Source organism: Lysinibacillus sp. A1 (assembly GCF_000801965.1).
Taxonomy (GTDB): Bacteria; Bacillota; Bacilli; order Bacillales_A; family Planococcaceae; genus Lysinibacillus; species Lysinibacillus fusiformis.
This window is the reverse complement of sequence record NZ_JSZM01000004.1, coordinates 155,894-173,983: the sequence shown is the minus strand read 5'-3', so window position 1 is coordinate 173,983 and position 18,090 is coordinate 155,894. Positions and strand designations below refer to the sequence as shown.

14 protein-coding genes are annotated in these 18,090 nt (G+C 37.6%); 4 read left to right on the top strand and 10 right to left on the bottom strand.

All coding sequences use genetic code 11. From position 1 onward, the window contains the following. Positions 1-152 precede the first annotated feature (152 nt). The 7 genes from PI85_RS02840 to putP all read right to left on the bottom strand — a co-directional run bounded on the left by PI85_RS02840 (position 153) and on the right by putP (position 9,367). On the bottom strand, positions 153-1,205 hold the full coding sequence (locus PI85_RS02840) for a membrane protein (protein WP_036121147.1): 1,053 nt from the start codon (positions 1,203-1,205) through the stop codon (positions 153-155). Between the two features lie 39 nt (positions 1,206-1,244). Then, positions 1,245-2,351: an o-succinylbenzoate synthase gene (gene menC, locus PI85_RS02835; RefSeq protein ID WP_036121152.1), complete on the bottom strand. Its 1,107-nt coding sequence runs from the start codon at positions 2,349-2,351 to the stop codon at positions 1,245-1,247. Positions 2,352-2,372: 21 nt separating this feature from the next. After that, a complete protein-coding gene (locus PI85_RS02830; protein WP_036121156.1) occupies positions 2,373-3,197 on the bottom strand; it encodes a GNAT family N-acetyltransferase in 825 nt (274 codons plus the stop codon). Further along, a complete protein-coding gene (locus PI85_RS02825) occupies positions 3,197-4,342 on the bottom strand; it encodes a M20 peptidase aminoacylase family protein (protein ID WP_036121158.1) in 1,146 nt (381 codons plus the stop codon). The genes PI85_RS02830 and PI85_RS02825 overlap by 1 nt, the downstream gene beginning before the upstream one ends. A 207-nt stretch (positions 4,343-4,549) precedes the next feature. Continuing rightward, complete coding sequence (locus PI85_RS02820) at positions 4,550-6,037, bottom strand: peptide MFS transporter (RefSeq protein ID WP_036121161.1); 1,488 nt, start codon at positions 6,035-6,037, stop codon at positions 4,550-4,552. A gap of 418 nt (positions 6,038-6,455) precedes the next feature. Further along, positions 6,456-7,742: a GTPase HflX gene (gene hflX / locus PI85_RS02815; RefSeq protein ID WP_036121164.1), complete on the bottom strand. Its 1,287-nt coding sequence runs from the start codon at positions 7,740-7,742 to the stop codon at positions 6,456-6,458. A 137-nt stretch (positions 7,743-7,879) separates the two neighbouring features. Then, positions 7,880-9,367 carry a sodium/proline symporter PutP gene (gene putP, locus PI85_RS02810; protein WP_036121166.1) on the bottom strand — a complete coding sequence of 496 codons (1,488 nt, stop codon included), beginning with the start codon at positions 9,365-9,367 and terminating at the stop codon, positions 7,880-7,882. Positions 9,368-9,556: 189 nt separating this feature from the next. Between putP and PI85_RS02805 the strand changes: the two genes are divergently transcribed. Beyond that, positions 9,557-10,717 carry an SAM-dependent methyltransferase gene (locus PI85_RS02805; protein WP_036121169.1) on the top strand — a complete coding sequence of 387 codons (1,161 nt, stop codon included), beginning with the start codon at positions 9,557-9,559 and terminating at the stop codon, positions 10,715-10,717. A gap of 273 nt (positions 10,718-10,990) precedes the next feature. Here the strand turns inward: PI85_RS02805 and PI85_RS02800 are convergent, their stop codons facing one another. Together PI85_RS02800 and PI85_RS02795 are read right to left on the bottom strand one after the other, a co-directional pair. Then, positions 10,991-12,310: an ABC transporter permease gene (locus PI85_RS02800; RefSeq protein WP_036121171.1), complete on the bottom strand. Its 1,320-nt coding sequence runs from the start codon at positions 12,308-12,310 to the stop codon at positions 10,991-10,993. Position 12,311: 1 nt separating this feature from the next. Continuing rightward, the gene (locus tag PI85_RS02795; RefSeq protein ID WP_036121174.1) at positions 12,312-12,998 is read right to left on the bottom strand and encodes an ABC transporter ATP-binding protein; all 687 of its coding nucleotides are present in this window, start codon (positions 12,996-12,998) and stop codon (positions 12,312-12,314) included. Between the two features lie 422 nt (positions 12,999-13,420). Between PI85_RS02795 and PI85_RS02790 the strand changes: the two genes are divergently transcribed. The 3 genes from PI85_RS02790 to PI85_RS02780 all read left to right on the top strand — a co-directional run bounded on the left by PI85_RS02790 (position 13,421) and on the right by PI85_RS02780 (position 17,296). Further along, positions 13,421-14,041 (top strand): DUF47 domain-containing protein, encoded by a 621-nt coding sequence (locus PI85_RS02790; RefSeq protein ID WP_008175190.1) that lies wholly within the window; start codon positions 13,421-13,423, stop codon positions 14,039-14,041. Positions 14,042-14,062: 21 nt separating this feature from the next. Next, a complete protein-coding gene (locus tag PI85_RS02785; RefSeq protein WP_036121178.1) occupies positions 14,063-15,079 on the top strand; it encodes an inorganic phosphate transporter in 1,017 nt (338 codons plus the stop codon). A gap of 105 nt (positions 15,080-15,184) precedes the next feature. Next, positions 15,185-17,296, top strand: a complete 2,112-nt coding sequence (locus PI85_RS02780) for an MMPL family transporter (protein ID WP_036121182.1) — start codon at positions 15,185-15,187, stop codon at positions 17,294-17,296. 41 nt (positions 17,297-17,337) lie between these two features. Here PI85_RS02780 and PI85_RS02775 read toward each other — a convergent pair whose 3' ends face one another. Further along, positions 17,338-17,946: an alpha/beta hydrolase gene (locus PI85_RS02775; RefSeq protein ID WP_036121185.1), complete on the bottom strand. Its 609-nt coding sequence runs from the start codon at positions 17,944-17,946 to the stop codon at positions 17,338-17,340. Between the last annotated feature and the right edge of the window lie 144 nt (positions 17,947-18,090).

Here is an 18,090-nt window from a genome sequence, read left to right as displayed (position 1 = left end):
TTTAAAGGAACTAGAAAACGTGTCTAATTAATGAAATATTAGTATTTTCGGCAAATTTTATCCCTTAAATAATTCACTATTTCTACAATTTTTTTATCCAAACAAAATGGTAATTGAGAACACCCGCGCGTCTCAATTACCATTTTTATTTGTTATATGATTCGTCTCACTTTTCTAAACCATGCTGAAATAATGAATAGAATTAATACCAACCCTACGTATCCCATTACTGCATAGAGCTTAGCTACAAGCGTCGTAAATCCTGCTAGACTTGCTAAAAAGCCTAAAACTCCTATAAAAATAACCGCTACTTTAAAGCTAGGTCTATCAGGCTTAAAGAATCTTACCATAAATGAATAGAGCATCCCTACTGCCGTATTATAAATCATCCCTAATAGAGAGAAAGTCATTAATAGCCCAACTAATGGATGAATTTCATTTGCTAATGCTAGCATAGGAATATCTAGTCCTATAACAACGTTCATTTTTGCAAGAAGAGAAAAATTAATAAGCAGAATTAAAGCGCCTAAAAGAATTCCGCCAATAATGCCCCCCATTCCAGCTATTTTATCATTACGCACCGAGCCGCACATCACCGTTAATAATGAGAAACTTACTCCAATATTAAATGACATATATAACAAAGCAGTCACCCACCAGCTTTTCGAGCTTATTTGCGCCTGCTGGGCAATTACCGCTTGTTCGACAAAGGTAAGATCCATCGTTGCAATGGCATAGATAGCAATAATAGAAACAATCGCTAATAAGTACGGAGTTGCTAGTGCAATAATATTAATAATACTTTTAACATCCATCATCACGGTGGCTATAGTTAGCAGTATCATACATATACTCCCTAGCCAAATAGGTAGTCCAAACATTTGCTGCAATGTTGCACCCGCACCAGCAAACATAATAACAGCCACGCCAAATAAAAACAGTGATAATAAATAATCCAATACAAGACCAACAGCATTACCAGAAATCTGATAAATTAAATCCTTATGAGATGCAGTGCGTAGTCTTGAGCTAACCTGGGCTACACACATACCAACAATAGAGAAACCAACCATCGCTAATAGGGCACCATAAACCCCTTTAAAGCCATAGCTTGTAAAATAGAGGACAATTTCCTGTCCAGATGCAAATCCTGCACCAACGATAATTCCTACATAGGCACCGCCGATTTGCAAGCTTTTTTTCAATCAGTTCTCTCCTCGTTTTTTCCTTTATCGTAAATGATTTTATTGATAGATCTCTTTGCTAATCGTTAGCTTATCAATAAGAGCCCTATTAATTGTATAGCCAATGCCGATTTCTTGAGGTACATCAATGTATCCATTTTTGACGATGACTTCTGGATTAATAATATCCTCATACCAATAATGACTAGAGCCTGCAGTATCTCCAGGCAACATAAAATGGCTAAGCGAAGTTAAGGCAATATTATGTGCTCGTCCGATTCCTGCCTCTAACATCCCTCCACACCAAACGGGAATATGATTCTCCTTACAGAGATCATGAATCCGTTTCGCCTCTGTTAAACCGCCAACTCGTCCAATTTTAATATTGATTACACCACAGCTCCCTAGCTCAATTGCTTTACGAGCATCTTCAAACGATGTGATACTTTCATCTAAACAGATTGGTGTTTTTATGTTTTTTTGTAGGGTTGCATGGTCCACAATATCATCAGTAGCTAATGGCTGTTCGATCATTAATAAGTTGTAATCATCAAACTGCTGTAATATGGCGATATCACCCAACGTATAAGCTGAGTTCGCATCGACCATTAAAGGTAGATCCGGTAGCTCTGCACGGATTGCACGTACCACTTCTACATCATAGCCAGGCTTAATTTTCACTTTCACCCTTTTGTAGCCCTTTTCCATATGGCTTTTTATTACTTTTATTAATTGAGCTGTTGAAGCTTGAATACCTACGCTGACCCCAACTTCAATACGTTGTTTTTGCCCACCTAAAGCCTTTGCGAGTGATTGCTTTGTTTGCTGGGAATAAATATCCCATATTGCGCCTTCTATCGAAGCTTTCGCCATGCAATTTCTGCGAATAGGAGCAAACAATGTAGTCACCTCATCTGGATGCCCAACCTCTTTATGTAGCAAAATGGGTATTAGAAAATCTTTCAGCATATGCCATGTCGTCTTTAAAGTCTCCTCTGTATACCAAGGCGCTACAAAAGCTACCGTTTCTCCCCATCCAGTAATCCCAGATTCATCTTGCGCTTCTATTAATAACAGTTCCTTTTCATCAATTGTGCCAAAGCTTGTTGTAAATGGTGCTTTCATCGGCATTTTAATATGTCTTAACGTTATCTTTTCTATTTTCACAAACTTCACTCCCTATTATAATTATAAGGCTAATAAGGAGCGTCTGACTAACAGATAGCTATGGACATATTCCGGGTGCTTCTTGACGCGTACAATGGCATAGTCTTGATTGAATAACGTTGTTAAGATCTTTCTAATTTTATAGCGCCAGTCCTCAGCTAGCTTAGGACTTTCAACTTTCAATTTCTGCAAATATTGAGGAATGGGTAATAGATAGGCATCCTGATGAAAGGATTGCTCCATTTGAAATGTGTTATCTATGTCTAGGACAGGCAAGCCATCGACAGTTAGTGTCCACGGTACGATTTCATCTGCGATCTCTTCTAGTTCGTCAATGCTATCTGCCATTTGTTCACGCTCTATCCACCACTCTACAACTAGCCTATCTGATGGTAATCCTTCATTAAAGTCATCTTGAAGAGCGCCGTAATAATCATTTTCGTATTGATAACTCATAGCATTTAGCTTTAAAAATGCTAAATTTGCTAAACTCACCTCCAGAGGCTCAATTAACCAACGAACCAGCTGAAATCCATTTTCTTTTGCGTATTCTTGCTGAGCATGCTTTAATAACTCACCTACACCTTGTTCACGATATGCTTTATTTACACCAATCATGTGTGAATGTAAGTATATTTCTCTATCATGAGAACCTACAAAGCAATAGTTGAAGCCAATTAGCTTTTCTTCTAAATAAGCACCTAAAACTAATCCGCCATTTTGTACAACTGCTAGTAATTGGTGAGAGGGAATTGCTTGGCTTCCCCATATTTCAGCATTTAACTTTTGGACCTCTGCAATTTCTATAGGTGTCATTACTTTGCGAATATGCACTTGCTCTAACATTATGCTGACGCCTCCTTTGTATCCGTTGATTCCAATGCTAACAAGACTGCTCTCGTAAGAATCTCCACGCCAGTAACAAGTCTTGCTTGTTTAAACTTCATTTTAGGATGGTGTAACCCTGGTGATAACCCACATCCTAAGCCCAACATTGTTGTTTTTAAGTGTGGTCGTTTTACCGCATAATGATGAAAATCCTCTCCACCAGGTGTGTGTACCGGCTTTCTTAAATTTGATAATCCGGCAGCTTGTATAATTGCTTGTTCCATAATATATTGTGCACTCGTATCAACTTCTGCGGCTACAATATTGGCAACAGTACGTAATTCAATCTGCACCTTATGCAATAACTTAGAGGAATCAATAACACGTTTGACCCCTTGCGCTAAATCGTCCATAACATTATTTTGTTGGGCTCGAATATCAATCGTAAATGAGGCATTACCAGGTATAATATTGCCTGATTCTCCCCCTGCATGAAACTTTGTCATCTTCACCGAAACAGGTACCATTGGATCGGTATGAATGGTTCGTAAATCTTCAATGATGGTAGCCCCTACTTCGATTGCATTAATGCCAAGGTGTGGCCTTGCAGCATGTGCATCTTCCCCAATGATCTCCCCTTCAAGTAAACGAGAGGCACCATGATACAAGGCAGCACAGTATGTACCATCCTCTAGCTCATGGACTGGTCTTACATGAACTCCAAATAAATAGTCGAGCTCATCAATTACCCCTTCTTCTAAGACCGCTAATGCTCCAGTCCCTTTTTCTTCAGCCGGTTGGAAAATGACACGGATTGTACCATTAAATGATGGCTGTTGTTCTTTTAATAATAAGAGTGCACCAATAGCCATTGTCATATGTCCATCATGCCCACAGGAATGGTTGGCACGGAAATGGCCATCAACCTCCTGCCATAATGCGTCTATATCTGTTCGTAAACCTACTTTGGGACTACCATGGCCCACATCCACATAAAGACCTGTAGAATTTTTAAAACGAATTGGCGAAAACCCTTCTTCAGTTAATAGATCTACTATATAATTGGTTGTTTCTACCTCATGCCAGCTAATTTCTGGATTGGCGTGTAAATACGTGAAAATCTCCATTAATCTTGACCTCAAACGGTCCAATTCTTCTTTCATAACATCCAACCCCTTAAAATTTTCTTATAATTATGATTATTATAGCGAAAATAATCATCTTCTACATAGAAACTTATACCCATACTCAATAAAATTACTACTTAAGATAATATATTTCGCGCTAGACTTCATAAATAGACATTTATTTAGATAACAAAAAAAGATGTAAATACAGCCCATTATCCGGACTGTATTTACATCTTTAATTTAGTTAATACCTTTCATTGCCTTTGAAATAATTGGCGATAAAACTAACAATAATATACCAATGACAATTGAAAGCGATCCTAAGAAGCCAAAGTATGTGAATTCGCTTACAACTTCATAAACCTTTACTAACTGAGCATTAATTGCTTGTGCTGCAGCACTTGTTAAAAACCATAAAGACATTGTTTGTGCAGCAAATGCTTGTGGTGCCAATTTCGTCGTAGCAGATAAACCAACTGGTGATAATAATAATTCACCTACAACTACTAAGAAGAATGACAGTACTAACCACCAAGGACTAACTAATGTTTCTCCGCCAGATAAATGTGCTGGAATCATCATGACAAGGAATGATAAACCTGCAAAGAATAAGGCGTATGAAAACTTACGTGGCGTAGTTGGCTGCTTGTCTCCCCATTTAAGCCATAACATCGCAAATAATGGTGCCATTGTTATAACAAATAACGGGTTTAATGACTGGAACCACGAAGATTGAAGCTGAATGCTACCAATACTTAGTTGTGTACGTTCGTCTGCATACGTAGCCAGAATTGTTGCCCCTTGTTCTTGAATCGCCCAGAACATAACGGCTGACAAGAATAATGGAATATAGGCAAGAAGTCGAGATTTTTCATCTTTTGTTGTCTTTTTACTACGATACATAAAAATAAAGAAGGCTGTTGGAATTAATACTCCTAGAGCTGTAATAATTAAACTGAATACATTCATTGTTAAAGTACCCGTTTTAATACCAATAGCACCAAGAATAATAATCAGTAAAGCAACAATACCAAATTGCGCAAAGACTTTTTTACGTTCTTCAGGCTTTAATGGGTTATTAACTTGTAAACCCGCTAAGCCTAAGTATTTTTTCTCTGTCAATTTATAAACAATTAATCCAATGAACATCCCTAAACCGGCTAAACCAAAGCCTAAGTGGAAGCTATACTTTTGTCCAATTGTTCCGACAATAAATGGTGCAATGAATGCCCCCATATTAATACCCATATAGAAAATAGAGAAGCCTGCATCACGACGGCTATCTGTTTCAGCGTAAATATCCCCAACAATACTTGAAACGTTTGGTTTTAATAACCCAGTCCCCATTACGATAAATGCCATTGAAGCAAATAGCATCGCTACACCGCCAGGCAGTGCTAGCAATAAGTGACCAATCATAATTAACACGCCACCATAAAAAATAGTTCTACGTGTTCCTAATACTCGGTCAGCAATCCATCCACCTATAATACCTGACATATAAACGAGGGAACCATAAATGGCCATAATCGAGTTCGCTGTTCCGCGGTCTAGACCTAATCCACCCTGATTCAATTCGTAATACATAAAGAAGATGAGAATTGCTCGCATACCATAATACGAGAAACGTTCCCAAAATTCTGTGAAAAACAAAGTAAAGAGCCCTTTAGGGTGTCCAACAAAGCCATTTTGAGGGACAGATTTTACAACTTCATCTTTACTAGACATACAATACCCTCTCCCAATTAAAAATATTCTCTTAAAAAAACATTATTACCCTAAAATAAGGATTAAAAAACTGTGTTTCATCATACTAAAGTGTTTTTTTAACTTTAGCAAGAGTTTTAAAAAATGTTGAAAATTTATCATTTTTCTTTAAATTCTGACTGTTCATTTTGATAATTATTAAATCCTTTGATATATCTAAGTTTTCTCACACTTCCATAGTGCAAACTTGTTTTCTGAACATTAAATTATTCTAAAATATTTAAAATTCGGATTTATAACTTTTTATCCAAATTTAAACTATCTTTTCTAAAAATTATTAAAATACGTACATGCTGTTGTTCTAGATTCTATATTCCCCTTAATCACAAAAAGCATGCCAAAATCTTTTTGGCATGCTTCAGGTTATTTTTTCATTTTATTAATTTACAACGTATTGCTGATATTTTGCATAATCCGCTTCTTTAACTTCAAGCGATAATAAAGTACCGCCCTCTTCGTATGCTGTATTAGAAACAGAGGCATGTTCATTTAAATAAGAAACAATATTCCCTTGGTCATAAGGTATGAGCATTTCACATGTCACATAATGGGAGAAAATATGTTGACGAACTAATTGAATTAATTCTTCTAACCCTACCCCTTGTTTTGCTGAAACCCAAATATTATCCCCACTTACAACAGGGTAAGGCACTTGGGCAAGATCAGCTTTATTGTAAACATAGATGGTAGGGATACCTTCAACTCCTACCGCTTTTAACGTTTCATTTGTAACGTCCATCATAAAACCATGCTCTGAATTAGAAACATCTACGACATGTAATAAGAGATCTGCATCTCGTGCCTCTTCTAATGTGGAGCGGAACGCTTTTACTAAATGGTGAGGCAATTTGCTTACAAATCCAACTGTGTCCGTTAATAAAAATGTCTTTTTATCAGGTAGCTCTATCTGACGAACTGAGGTTTCAAGCGTAGCAAAAAGCATATCCTTCTCAAAGACTTGTTTATGCTCTTCTTGCCCTATCTCTGCCAACAACTGATTCATAATCGTTGACTTGCCAGCATTCGTATAGCCGACAATAGACACTACCGGAAGGGCATTTTTTCGACGCTGTTTCCGCTGCGTTTCTCGTTGATCTTTGACCTGCTCTAGATCCTTTTTGATTTTTGCTATTTGATCTTCAATTTTTCGACGATCCAATTCTAGCTTTGTTTCCCCAGCACCTCGGTTTTTAAAGCCACCACCTGTACCTCCACCTTGACGGCTTAAAGAGGCATGTAAGCCCACTAAGCGTGGGAGCATATATTGAAGCTGTGCTAGTTCTACCTGCATTTGTGCCTCCCGTGTTTTCGCACGGCGGCCAAAAATATCTAAAATAAGCATTGTTCGATCAATAACTTTTGTTGCTAGATCACGCTCTAAATTACGAATTTGCGACGGTGATAGCTCATCATTAAAAATAACGAGATTTGCTTGTGCTTCTTCATAGAAATTTTTGATTTCTTCTATTTTACCTGTACCAACATAATGGGAAGGTGTCACGCGCTCTAAATTTTGCGTAACTATCCCTACAACCTCCACATTGAGAGCCTCTGCTAAATTTTGAAGCTCTTCCATTGAATAATCAAAGTGCGCATCATTCCGTAAATTTACGCCAACGAGAATGGCCTTTTCAATTAATACATCAACTTCCTTAATTCTATCCATTAGAAACCTCCCACCAAAGCCTCGGTGACCCTACGACAAATTTTCTTCATCTTACCATAAATTACACCTGTCCGTATGTTCGGAACGTTATGAAAAACGTTTCAAAAAATGCGCCTCTTAGAAAAGGCGCATTTCCTTTATTTTCTTTCTTCTTTTAATAATACTTCCGAACGGTTAAACTCTTCTTCAATTTCTTCATTATGTCTATACGTCAATAGACTAACAATAACCGCAACGATTAAACATACGAAGAAGCCTGGCACAATTTCATATAGGGCACTTGATAATGATTCAACTTTCCCCCAAATAAATGCTGTTGCAGCACCCGTTACCATTCCACTTAAAGCTCCGTAATTTGTTAACTTTCTCCAATATAAAGAAAGTAAAATGACTGGCCCAAATGCTGCACCGAATCCTGCCCATGCAAAACCAACTAAACTTAAAATCGAGCTATCTGGATTCCAGGCTAAAATTGCTGCAATAATCGCAACAACTAAAACAGCCATACGCCCTACAAAAACATAATGTTTATCAGTTGCTGTTTTGTTAAACAATGCTTTATAAATATCCTCTACAAGTGCCGAAGAGGTAACGATTAATTGCGATGAAATGGTACTCATAACAGCAGCTAAAATGGCCGCTAGCATAATTCCAGCTATAAATGGATGGAATAAAATTTGTCCAAGTACAATAAACACTGTTTCAGCGTCTTTTAGCTCACCTGCATTTTGTTCATAATAAGCTACCCCTACTAATGCTGTCCCAATGGCGCCAAATAAACTTAACATCATCCAGCCAATACCAATACGACGAGCCTGCTTTGTTTCCTTTACAGAGCTGATGGCCATAAAGCGCACAATAATATGTGGCTGCCCAAAATAGCCTAATCCCCAGGCAAGCGAGGAAATAATACCGGCTGCTGTTGCAGTGGCCGGTAACATGTTTAGAAGATCTGGGCTAACTGCTTTAATAGAAGTAATTGTATCCCCTATCCCACCTGTTACAAAAAGACCGAATAGTGGTACAGAAATAAGTGCTATAAACATGATAAGTCCTTGTAAAAAATCGGTATAACTTACTGCTAAAAATCCACCGAACAATGTATAGGCTACTACTACTGCCGAAACAATTAACAAACCTGTATGATAATCATAACCAAATGAGCTATCGAAAAATTTGCCCCCTGCTACCATCCCGGAAGAAACATAAAATGTGAAAAATAATAAAATAATGATACCTGAAGCAATTCTGATTAACTTCGTATGATCGCGTAATCGATTGTCCAAATAACTCGGTATTGTAATGGAATCATTGGTAACCTGTGTATAAACGCGTAGCCGTGGTGCTACTAATAACCAGTTTAAATAAGCACCTACTGTTAACCCAATGGCAATCCAAGCCTCAACAAGACCTGATAAAAAAATAGCACCGGGTAAGCCCATTAAAAGCCAGCCAGACATATCCGCCGCACCTGCACTTAGAGCCGTTACAGCCGGACCTAAGGAACGACCACCAAGCATATAGTCTGTTAAATTGGATGTTTTAACGAATGCATACCAGCCTATCGCTAGCATGGCGACCATATAAATAATAATTGCTAATAATTGATACATATTATCTGACATACTTTTTCCTCCTATTCAGTCTTTAGTATCACCAATTCATAAAGAAATACTATACATAAAGATACCATGAACATACAATTCTACCTATAATTACTCAGAATTTTTGTGAAAATTTTTTCAAAAACATTGTTCGTTATAAAGTGTGTTAAACTAGTGCCATCTATTACACAATAAAGTAGGCGAAAATGTATGACATTTGAAGAAATGAAAGCTCATCTCATAAAAAGAATTTTACAGCAACAGCTAGTTACTGCGACAATCAGTCAACCTCGCATGAAATCTAATGAAGTTAAACGCATTAAGTTGAAGCCTTTAATGTTAAAGAACAGTTATCATATACAAATTGAATACCAATATGAACGAATTTTAAAACATGAAAATATTCAATTGACCGAATTTCCCGCTAAGCTGGAGACTATATTCGAAGATTATCGCCAAGCCCATGTTGATTTTATTGATGAAAAAGTACAAGTCCAATTATCCAAAAAGAATAAAGTACTTTGGAAATCCGATCAATCCAGTACACCTAAGCAAGTTAATTTGGCACATAATCGCAAAAAAAATTACCTACTTTCGGATGATCAACCTTACCCGTTTTTAATCCGGCTTGGCGTGCAAACAGAGGATGGAAAAGTTAAAAAACAAAAATACGATAAATTTAAGCAAATTAATCGCTTTATTGAATTTATTGACGATGCTTTATCCTACTTACCAAAAAATCGGCAAGTTCGTATTTTAGATTTTGGATCAGGCAAATCGTATTTAACGTTTGCGTTGTATCATTATTTAAAAATCGAAAAAGGTCTAGATATACGTGTAACAGGCTTGGATTTGAAAAAGGAAGTTATTGAAGAGTGTTCAAGAATAGCACAGGATCTAGGCTATGACCAGCTTGAATTTCTTGTAGGAGATATTAATGATTATAATGAGGAATCCGCTGTAGACATGGTCGTAACGCTGCATGCGTGCGATGTTGCTACAGATATGGCTTTAGCCCGTGCCGTGAAATGGGGCGCAAGCGTTATATTAAGTGTTCCTTGTTGCCAACATGAATTAAATCGTCAACTAAATACCCCTTCATTGGACATTATGTTACAACACGGTCTTATCAGAGAGCGTTTCGCCGCCCTTGCTACTGATTCTATTCGGGCTGAAATCTTGTCACTTGTTGGCTATGAAGCACAGCTTCTTGAATTTATTGATATGGAAAATACGCCTAAAAATATTTTAATCCGAGCATACCGAACAGGAAAAAAAGCAAATGTAGAGCAACGTGCCAACTATGATGCTTTCTTAAATTTATTACATGCAACACCATTTTTACAAACGGAGTTAAAAGAGTATTTATAACATACAAAAAGGCAAGCCGACTATAGACCAGCTCGAAAATTTCGAGTGTGGCTATAGTCTTTTTTCTTTTACAAAGCTGTCGCTTTTCATGATGGATGGACGCTTTCCATGTCAGTGTCAGGGTGGAGCGAGAATATTCACTCCGTTCATGCTTACGTTTGAACAGCCTACCAGCAGCCAGCATATCTGGTGTAGTCATTCACCATGAACAAAAACCATCCAGAGTGAAAACTTCTCGATGGTTTTGTCTACAGTCTAAGGCAAGCCAAATTATTATAGCTCTTGTCGTAAAGCATGGATGACATCAATTTTCGTCGCCTTACGAGCAGGACGATAACCTGAGATCATTGCTACTCCAATACTAATACCTGCTGCAATAACGACTAGCTGCCAAGGAATAAGAGAGAATGTAATATCATTTGTAGCAAATGCATCTTCTCCCGTGGCTGCTTTTAAAATTAACGGTAGCACTGCATTTGCCGCAAAACTAATGGCATATGAAATGATAACCGCAATGAAGGTACCTAAAAGCCCAATAAATGTACTTTCCATTAAAAATAAACGTTGGATCAGTTTTGGACTCGCACCGATCGCTTTTAATACACCTATTTCACGAGTTCGCTCTGTCACCGCCATTGTCATCGTATTGAAAATACCGATGGAAGCAATGAGCACCGCAATCGTACCAACAAAAATCAAACCGATTTTTAATACTAAGAAAAATACATTCATTTGATCTAATTGCTCCGTCACGGAATAGACACTGTAGCCATTATCTTTTAGTTTTTCTAAAATTGGCTTCACGTTTTCCAATGTATCAGCAAAAATATTGAATTCTGAGTAAAACAATTCCTCCTCGGTTGTATCTCCAAGAGCGGAAAAATTCTCAACTAATGCTGGCTTTTGCGCTATGTCCATATGAATAGTATTATCAATCATCCAATCATACGACGGTTTCTCCATGACACCAACAATTGTATAGGTCATTTTTTCTGATTCCTCATTGTTACCAGTGTTAGGCAAGAGTGATATGTTAATGCTCTGTCCAATTAATGATTTTTTATAGCCTTCATCGCTTCCATTATAATAGGTACCATCTGCCTCAGCCTTTTTGCTTTTTTCTTTAATCACATTGCGATCGGCCTCATTTAATAATGTTTGTGCAAAATGATAACCGACCACTATTTCATTTGGCTTTGATGGATAAACACCTTCTGCAAGCTTGCCATTCACCTGCTCAAAATCCTTCATATCGTTCAAAATTAAACTAGAAGTTGAATCACGATCACCTAAGAAGGAATGTGCAGAGGCATTCATGCCCACCGTTTCAAGTACTGTTTCCACATGATCTATCTTTTTAATTTCTTGGACCTGATCCTCTGTAAATTGCTTATCTCCATACACTTGAATTTTCGTAACTGTTTCATTTGAAAGAATTTCATTACGTAGAGATTCCTGTAATCCAAAACCTACGGATGCTAGTACGATAAGGAAAGCACAGCCCATCGTTGCAGCTAGAACCGTCATAAAAACACGTAATTTATTTTTCTTGATATGCTGCGTGACAAAATCTATTTGGTCTTTAAATAACATCTTAAGCTTCCTCCTTTACCAGTTCGCCATCATACATACGGAAGCGTCTATGTGCGATTGTCGCCACTTCTTCATCATGAGTAATAATGACAAAGGTTAACCCAAACTCTCGGTTTAAACTTTGAATAAGCATCAAAATATCTTGCTCTGTTTCTGAATCCAAACTTCCTGTTGGCTCATCTGCCAGTAATACAGGAGGATTCGTGATGAGCGCTCTTGCAATACTGACACGCTGTTGCTGCCCACCTGATAATTCATTTGGATAATGATCGGCGACTTCTGTTAGACCAACCTTGTCCATTATTTTTTTCACTTTTTCTTTTCTCATTGCTTTGCGCAATCCTTGTAGCTTCAAGGGTAACTCAATATTTTCGAATGCCGTCAAGCCAGGCATTAGTTGAAAGTTTTGAAAGATAAAACCGAATTGTCTCAAGCGAAATGCGGCGCTTTCTGTTTCATTTAGTTGTGCTGTTTCTTTACCATTCACTTTAATAGAACCCTGCTCAACCTTCATAAATCCAGCTAAAACTTGTAATAAAGTTGACTTTCCAGAGCCACTTTTTCCGACAATTGCTACAATCTCTCCTTTATTGACCTCAAAGTTCACGCCTTTTAAAACGGGAACCTGCTTTTCTTTCCCCTTTTTTCCAATTAAAAATGTATGTTGTAAGTTTTCAACTTGAATCATTTGTTAATAAACACTCCTTTCTCACTCATTTCCCATTGTAGAAAACAATTCTTAATAAAGAGGAAGGATAAAAATGAAGATATTCTTAAGAATAAGGAGAGACACCTACTAAAACAAATTGAATTTACATTCCCTTTACAATTCAAGTATTATTTTCACTGATTTTCATTGTAAATCACACACAAATCTGTGCTAAACACGTCTGAATATCAGTAAAAAACCTAATTACAAAGGATTTATCTGTACTATTAATAACAATGACAGTTTAATCTCCCTTTATTTTGTGAACGAATTGTATATTACAGCAATGTAAATTTTTATGTCGAATATAAAATTTTTATGTAGATAAATTAAAGATTTTGTTATGATAGTAAAGTTTAGAGGTCGATTAATTTATTTATATCCAGGAGGATTCGATTTACATGCTTAACTCAAAAAAACAAGACCCTTTCTTTATTGCATTGCATAAAATTGCTGAAAATATGAGAGAGGCTGTGCATTACGCAAATGATTTTCGTATTAACAGTGTAGCTGACCTAAAAGAGATTAGCATTACAATGAAAAATTACGAAACTGCTGGCGATAAGCTCATTCACGAACTGATCGTAATGCTAAACAAATCATTTATGACACCTATTGAGCGTGAAGATATTTTAGAGTTTGCCATTCGTATGGATGATATACTAGATGGTACAGAACATTGTATTGCCCATTTTGAAATGTTTTCACTCACAGAAATTGATGAATCCATGCGCACTTTCCTAGGCTATATTTCTAAAAGTGTGGATGAAATTGTCAAAGCAACTGAAGAGTTAAAGAAAAAGAATCTAATTGGTATGCGCCCTCACGCTATTCTAATTAAAGACTATGAACGTGAATGTGATGAAGTACAACGTTCTTCCATTAAACAACTGTTTTTAAACGAAAAAGATCCGATTCGCCTCATTAAATTTAAAGATATATATGAACAACTTGAAGATATCGCTGATCATTGTCAAAACGTAGCTAATACTATGGAAACAATTATCATGCGTAACGCATAATTAGGAGATGGGCACTTTACAATGAATACAATCATTATACTAACCGTACTGGTCGTCATCTTTGCCCTAACATTTGACTTTATCAACGGCTTCCATGATACTGCAAATGCTATTGCAACTTCGGTTTCCACTCGAGCATTGCCACCTCGTGTAGCGATCATCATGGCCGCAACCATGAACTTTATCGGCGCTATCACTTTTGTAGGGGTTGCTAAAGCTTTAACAAAAGACATTGTAGATCCATTTTCTTTAAATGCCTTTGAAGGAGACACAACCGGCTCAGTCGTTATTTTGGCCGCACTAATTTCAGCTATTATTTGGAATTTACTTACATGGTATTTCGGTATTCCATCAAGTTCTTCCCACACATTGATTGGCTCTATCGCAGGTGCTGCTGTCGCATCTGCTGGCTTCGATGTATTAAACTATGGCGGCTTTACTAAAATCCTTATGGCGTTAGTGTTTTCTCCAATACTGGCTATTTGTGCTGGTTTTATTATGATGACACTATTTAAATTATGGTTTAAAAACCTTAACTTATATCGCACTAATAAAGGTTTCCGTACGATGCAAATTTTCACCGCAGCCATTCAATCGTTCACACATGGTACGAACGATGCGCAAAAAGCAATGGGGATTATGACAATGGCTTTAATCGCTGGAGGATTGCATAGCGGTGATGAAATACCTTTCTGGGTACGTGCTGCTGCTGCCACAGCTATGGGTCTAGGTACATCTATTGGTGGTTATAAAATTATTAAAACCGTTGGCGGTAAGATTATGAAAATTCGTCCTGTTAATGGGGTAGCGGCAGACTTAGCGTCAGCAACAGTTATTTTTGGTGCGACATTAATCCATCTACCTGTATCTACAACACATGTTATTTCTTCATCGATTATGGGTGTTGGTTCTGCACAGCGTGTACGTGGCGTTAACTGGGGAATGGCCCGCAAGATTGTTACTACTTGGGTTATTACAATGCCTATTTCAGCTGTAATGGCATCCGTTATTTATTTCGTCCTATCATTATTCTTTTAATAACAAGGCTCCTGTCTAATAAATGGACAGGAGTCTTTAGTTTGTCACACGACAAAATGTGACACATCCTTTAAACTAATTGAAAAGGGGGATACATAAACAACTATGAAAACTTTTTCAACTTTTATTACCACACATGCAAAAGCAATCGTAGTCCTGTGGATTATTATTTTTCTAGCCATGGCTTATTTTGCTTTACAGCTTCCCGGTAAACTTCAAGGGGATGGCTTTTTTGTTGAAGCGGATCATAACTATGTCACAAAAGAGCTAGCAAAAACATTCGATATACCAACCAATACAATCTTGGTTGTGTTCGATCCAGCTCAGGATAAGAAAATTGAAGAAACTTTAAATAAACTCGATCACATAAAGGAAATACATTCCATCCAGTCACCTTTAGAGGATGCTTCTTTACGTAAAGATGGGATTGCCTATGCTATGGTCCATTTAAAAAACGATGCTGAAAACCTTTCTGAAATCGTTGAGGATGTCCGTTCATTAATTGAAGAAGACGGCGTTCATATTACGGGTGGACCAGTTATTTCTGCTGACATTAATACAGCCAGCCAAAAGGATTTAGCATCTGCTGAGGCCATTGGGTTACCTATCACCATTATCGTTCTATTATTGGCTTTTGGTACGGTTATTGCTTCTATTTTGCCAATTATCATTGGGGTTGTTACAGTTGTAACCGCCTTTGGTATTATGACATTACTTAGCGGTAGCGTGAATCTCTCCATTTTCGTTTTAAATATTGTTCCAATGCTTGGTCTTGCTTTAAGTATTGATTTCGCACTATTGCTCATTAATCGTTACCGTGAAGAGCGTGCCCACACATCCATTGCACAAGCTATTCAAACTGCCATCCAGACAGCAGGACGCTCCATCATCTTTTCTGCAGTATGTGTCATGATTGGTTTAGGTGCCATGATCGTCATTGATGTTGAAATATTCCATAATATCGCTCTAGGAGGCACCATAGTAGTTCTATTAGCTGTTCTTTCCGGCTTAACCTTACTCCCTGCGACGATGATGCTGTTAGGCGACCGACTCAATAAATGGCGTCTACTACGTGTTAAACCAGGAGGCGCAAATCGTTGGCGGAGCTTTGCAGGTTTTGTCATGAAACATCCAGTAGCAATCGTAATTGCTGCATTATTATTACTTGGTATCGGAATGCTCCCATTAAAGGACATCCAATTAACAATTCCTCAGGTAGATTCCCTACCGACAAAATATGATGCACGTGTAGCGTACGATAAATTAGATGAAACGTTTGGACTCGGTGAAACATCTACTTTATATTTGTTAGCTGAACGTAAAGAAGGCTGGGAGGATGCTGAAGCTAGAGAGCTGATTTACACTATTCAAGAAAAGTTATTAAAAGATCCACTTGTTACTAATGTTTCAACTATCTATACTGCCGCAAACATTTCAACACCTAAGGAACTCTCTGCTTCTTTAGCAATTCCACAGGTGGCGGAGCAATTAAAACCGGTTATTCAAACCTTTTCAAAAGATACAAGGCTATTCATCCCAATTACCATTGATGCAGCTGGTTCTTCCACTACTGCCCAAAAATTTGCACGAACTTGGATGGATAAAGATTTAGGTGTACACTTTGCACTTGGAGGACCCGCAAAATTTAACCAAGAGATATTTGATGAGATCGCTAATAAAATTGTTTTAGCGATAGCCATAATCATCGTGTCCACTTTCTTTATTTTAATGCTGGCATTCCGTTCAGTATTAATTCCGTTAAAGGCCATTATTATGAACATTATTGGGCTTTCCTCTGCCTTCGGAATACTCGTCTATATTTTCCAATACGGACATTTTGGCATTGAGGCAGGATCGATTGTATTGATTATCCCAGTTATTGTTTTCTGTCTTGTTTTTGGCTTAAGTATGGACTACGAAGTCTTTTTAATTTCTCGTATCCAAGAGGAATATTTAAAAGGCGCCAACAATACACACGCTACAATAGAGGGACTGACATCCACAAGTCGGATTATTACTTCAGCAGCGCTCATTATGATTGTTATTACAGGAGCGTTTGCCTTCACAGATGTCATGCCTGTGAAACAAATTGGTGTTGGTATAGCCATTGCTGTTGCTATTGATGCCACAATCATTCGTCTTATGCTAGTACCAAGTCTCATGAAACTATTTGGTGATTGGAACTGGTGGCTTCCTTTCGCAAAGAAAAATAAATAATAAAAAATCCGCCTCCTTGTTCAAGGAAGCGGATTTTTTCTCTATGCATAAATACTGTTATACCACTCTTTTGCTGCGTGAACTTCAGGAATCGTTAGCTGATGTCCGAAATCAAACCAGTTCGTCGTCACAGTCGCACCCGCCGAACTTAAAAGTGCTTCTAAATCCTCTGATTCTTGTGCTGTACACATCGGATCATTTGTACCTGCACCTATAAAAACAGGGATAGCAGATAGCTTAGGTAGCTCTATCCCTCGTCTCGGCACCATTGGATGATGTAATATAGCCCCTGCTAAAACGTCCTCGTAATGGAATAATAAGCTAGCCGCAATATTAGCACCATTTGAATAACCGATAGCTACAATTCGTTGACGATCAAAGCCATATTGCTGTGACGCCTCGTTCAAAAATTCATTCAGTTCCTTTGTACGAATGATTAAATCCTCTATATCAAAGACACCTTCCGCTAGTCGACGGAAAAACCTTGGCATTCCATGTTCTAGTACATTGCCTCGTACACTTAATATATTGGCTGTATCATCAATTTCCTTGGCAAGTCCAATTAAGCTTTCTTCATTACCACCCGTGCCATGCAACAACAATAGAGTTGGTTTTGCTTCGTCTGTACCTTTATAAAAAATGTGTTTCATTGACAGTCCACCTCTCGATTATCTTGAATTCGAGATAATTGTAGCCTGTGGCAAAATTAAATTCAAGCTCTTTGACTTATTAATTTCGCGATTTTCACGATTTGGTTGTTCCTCATGGTTTTTATAAAAATTAGTTATAGTAAA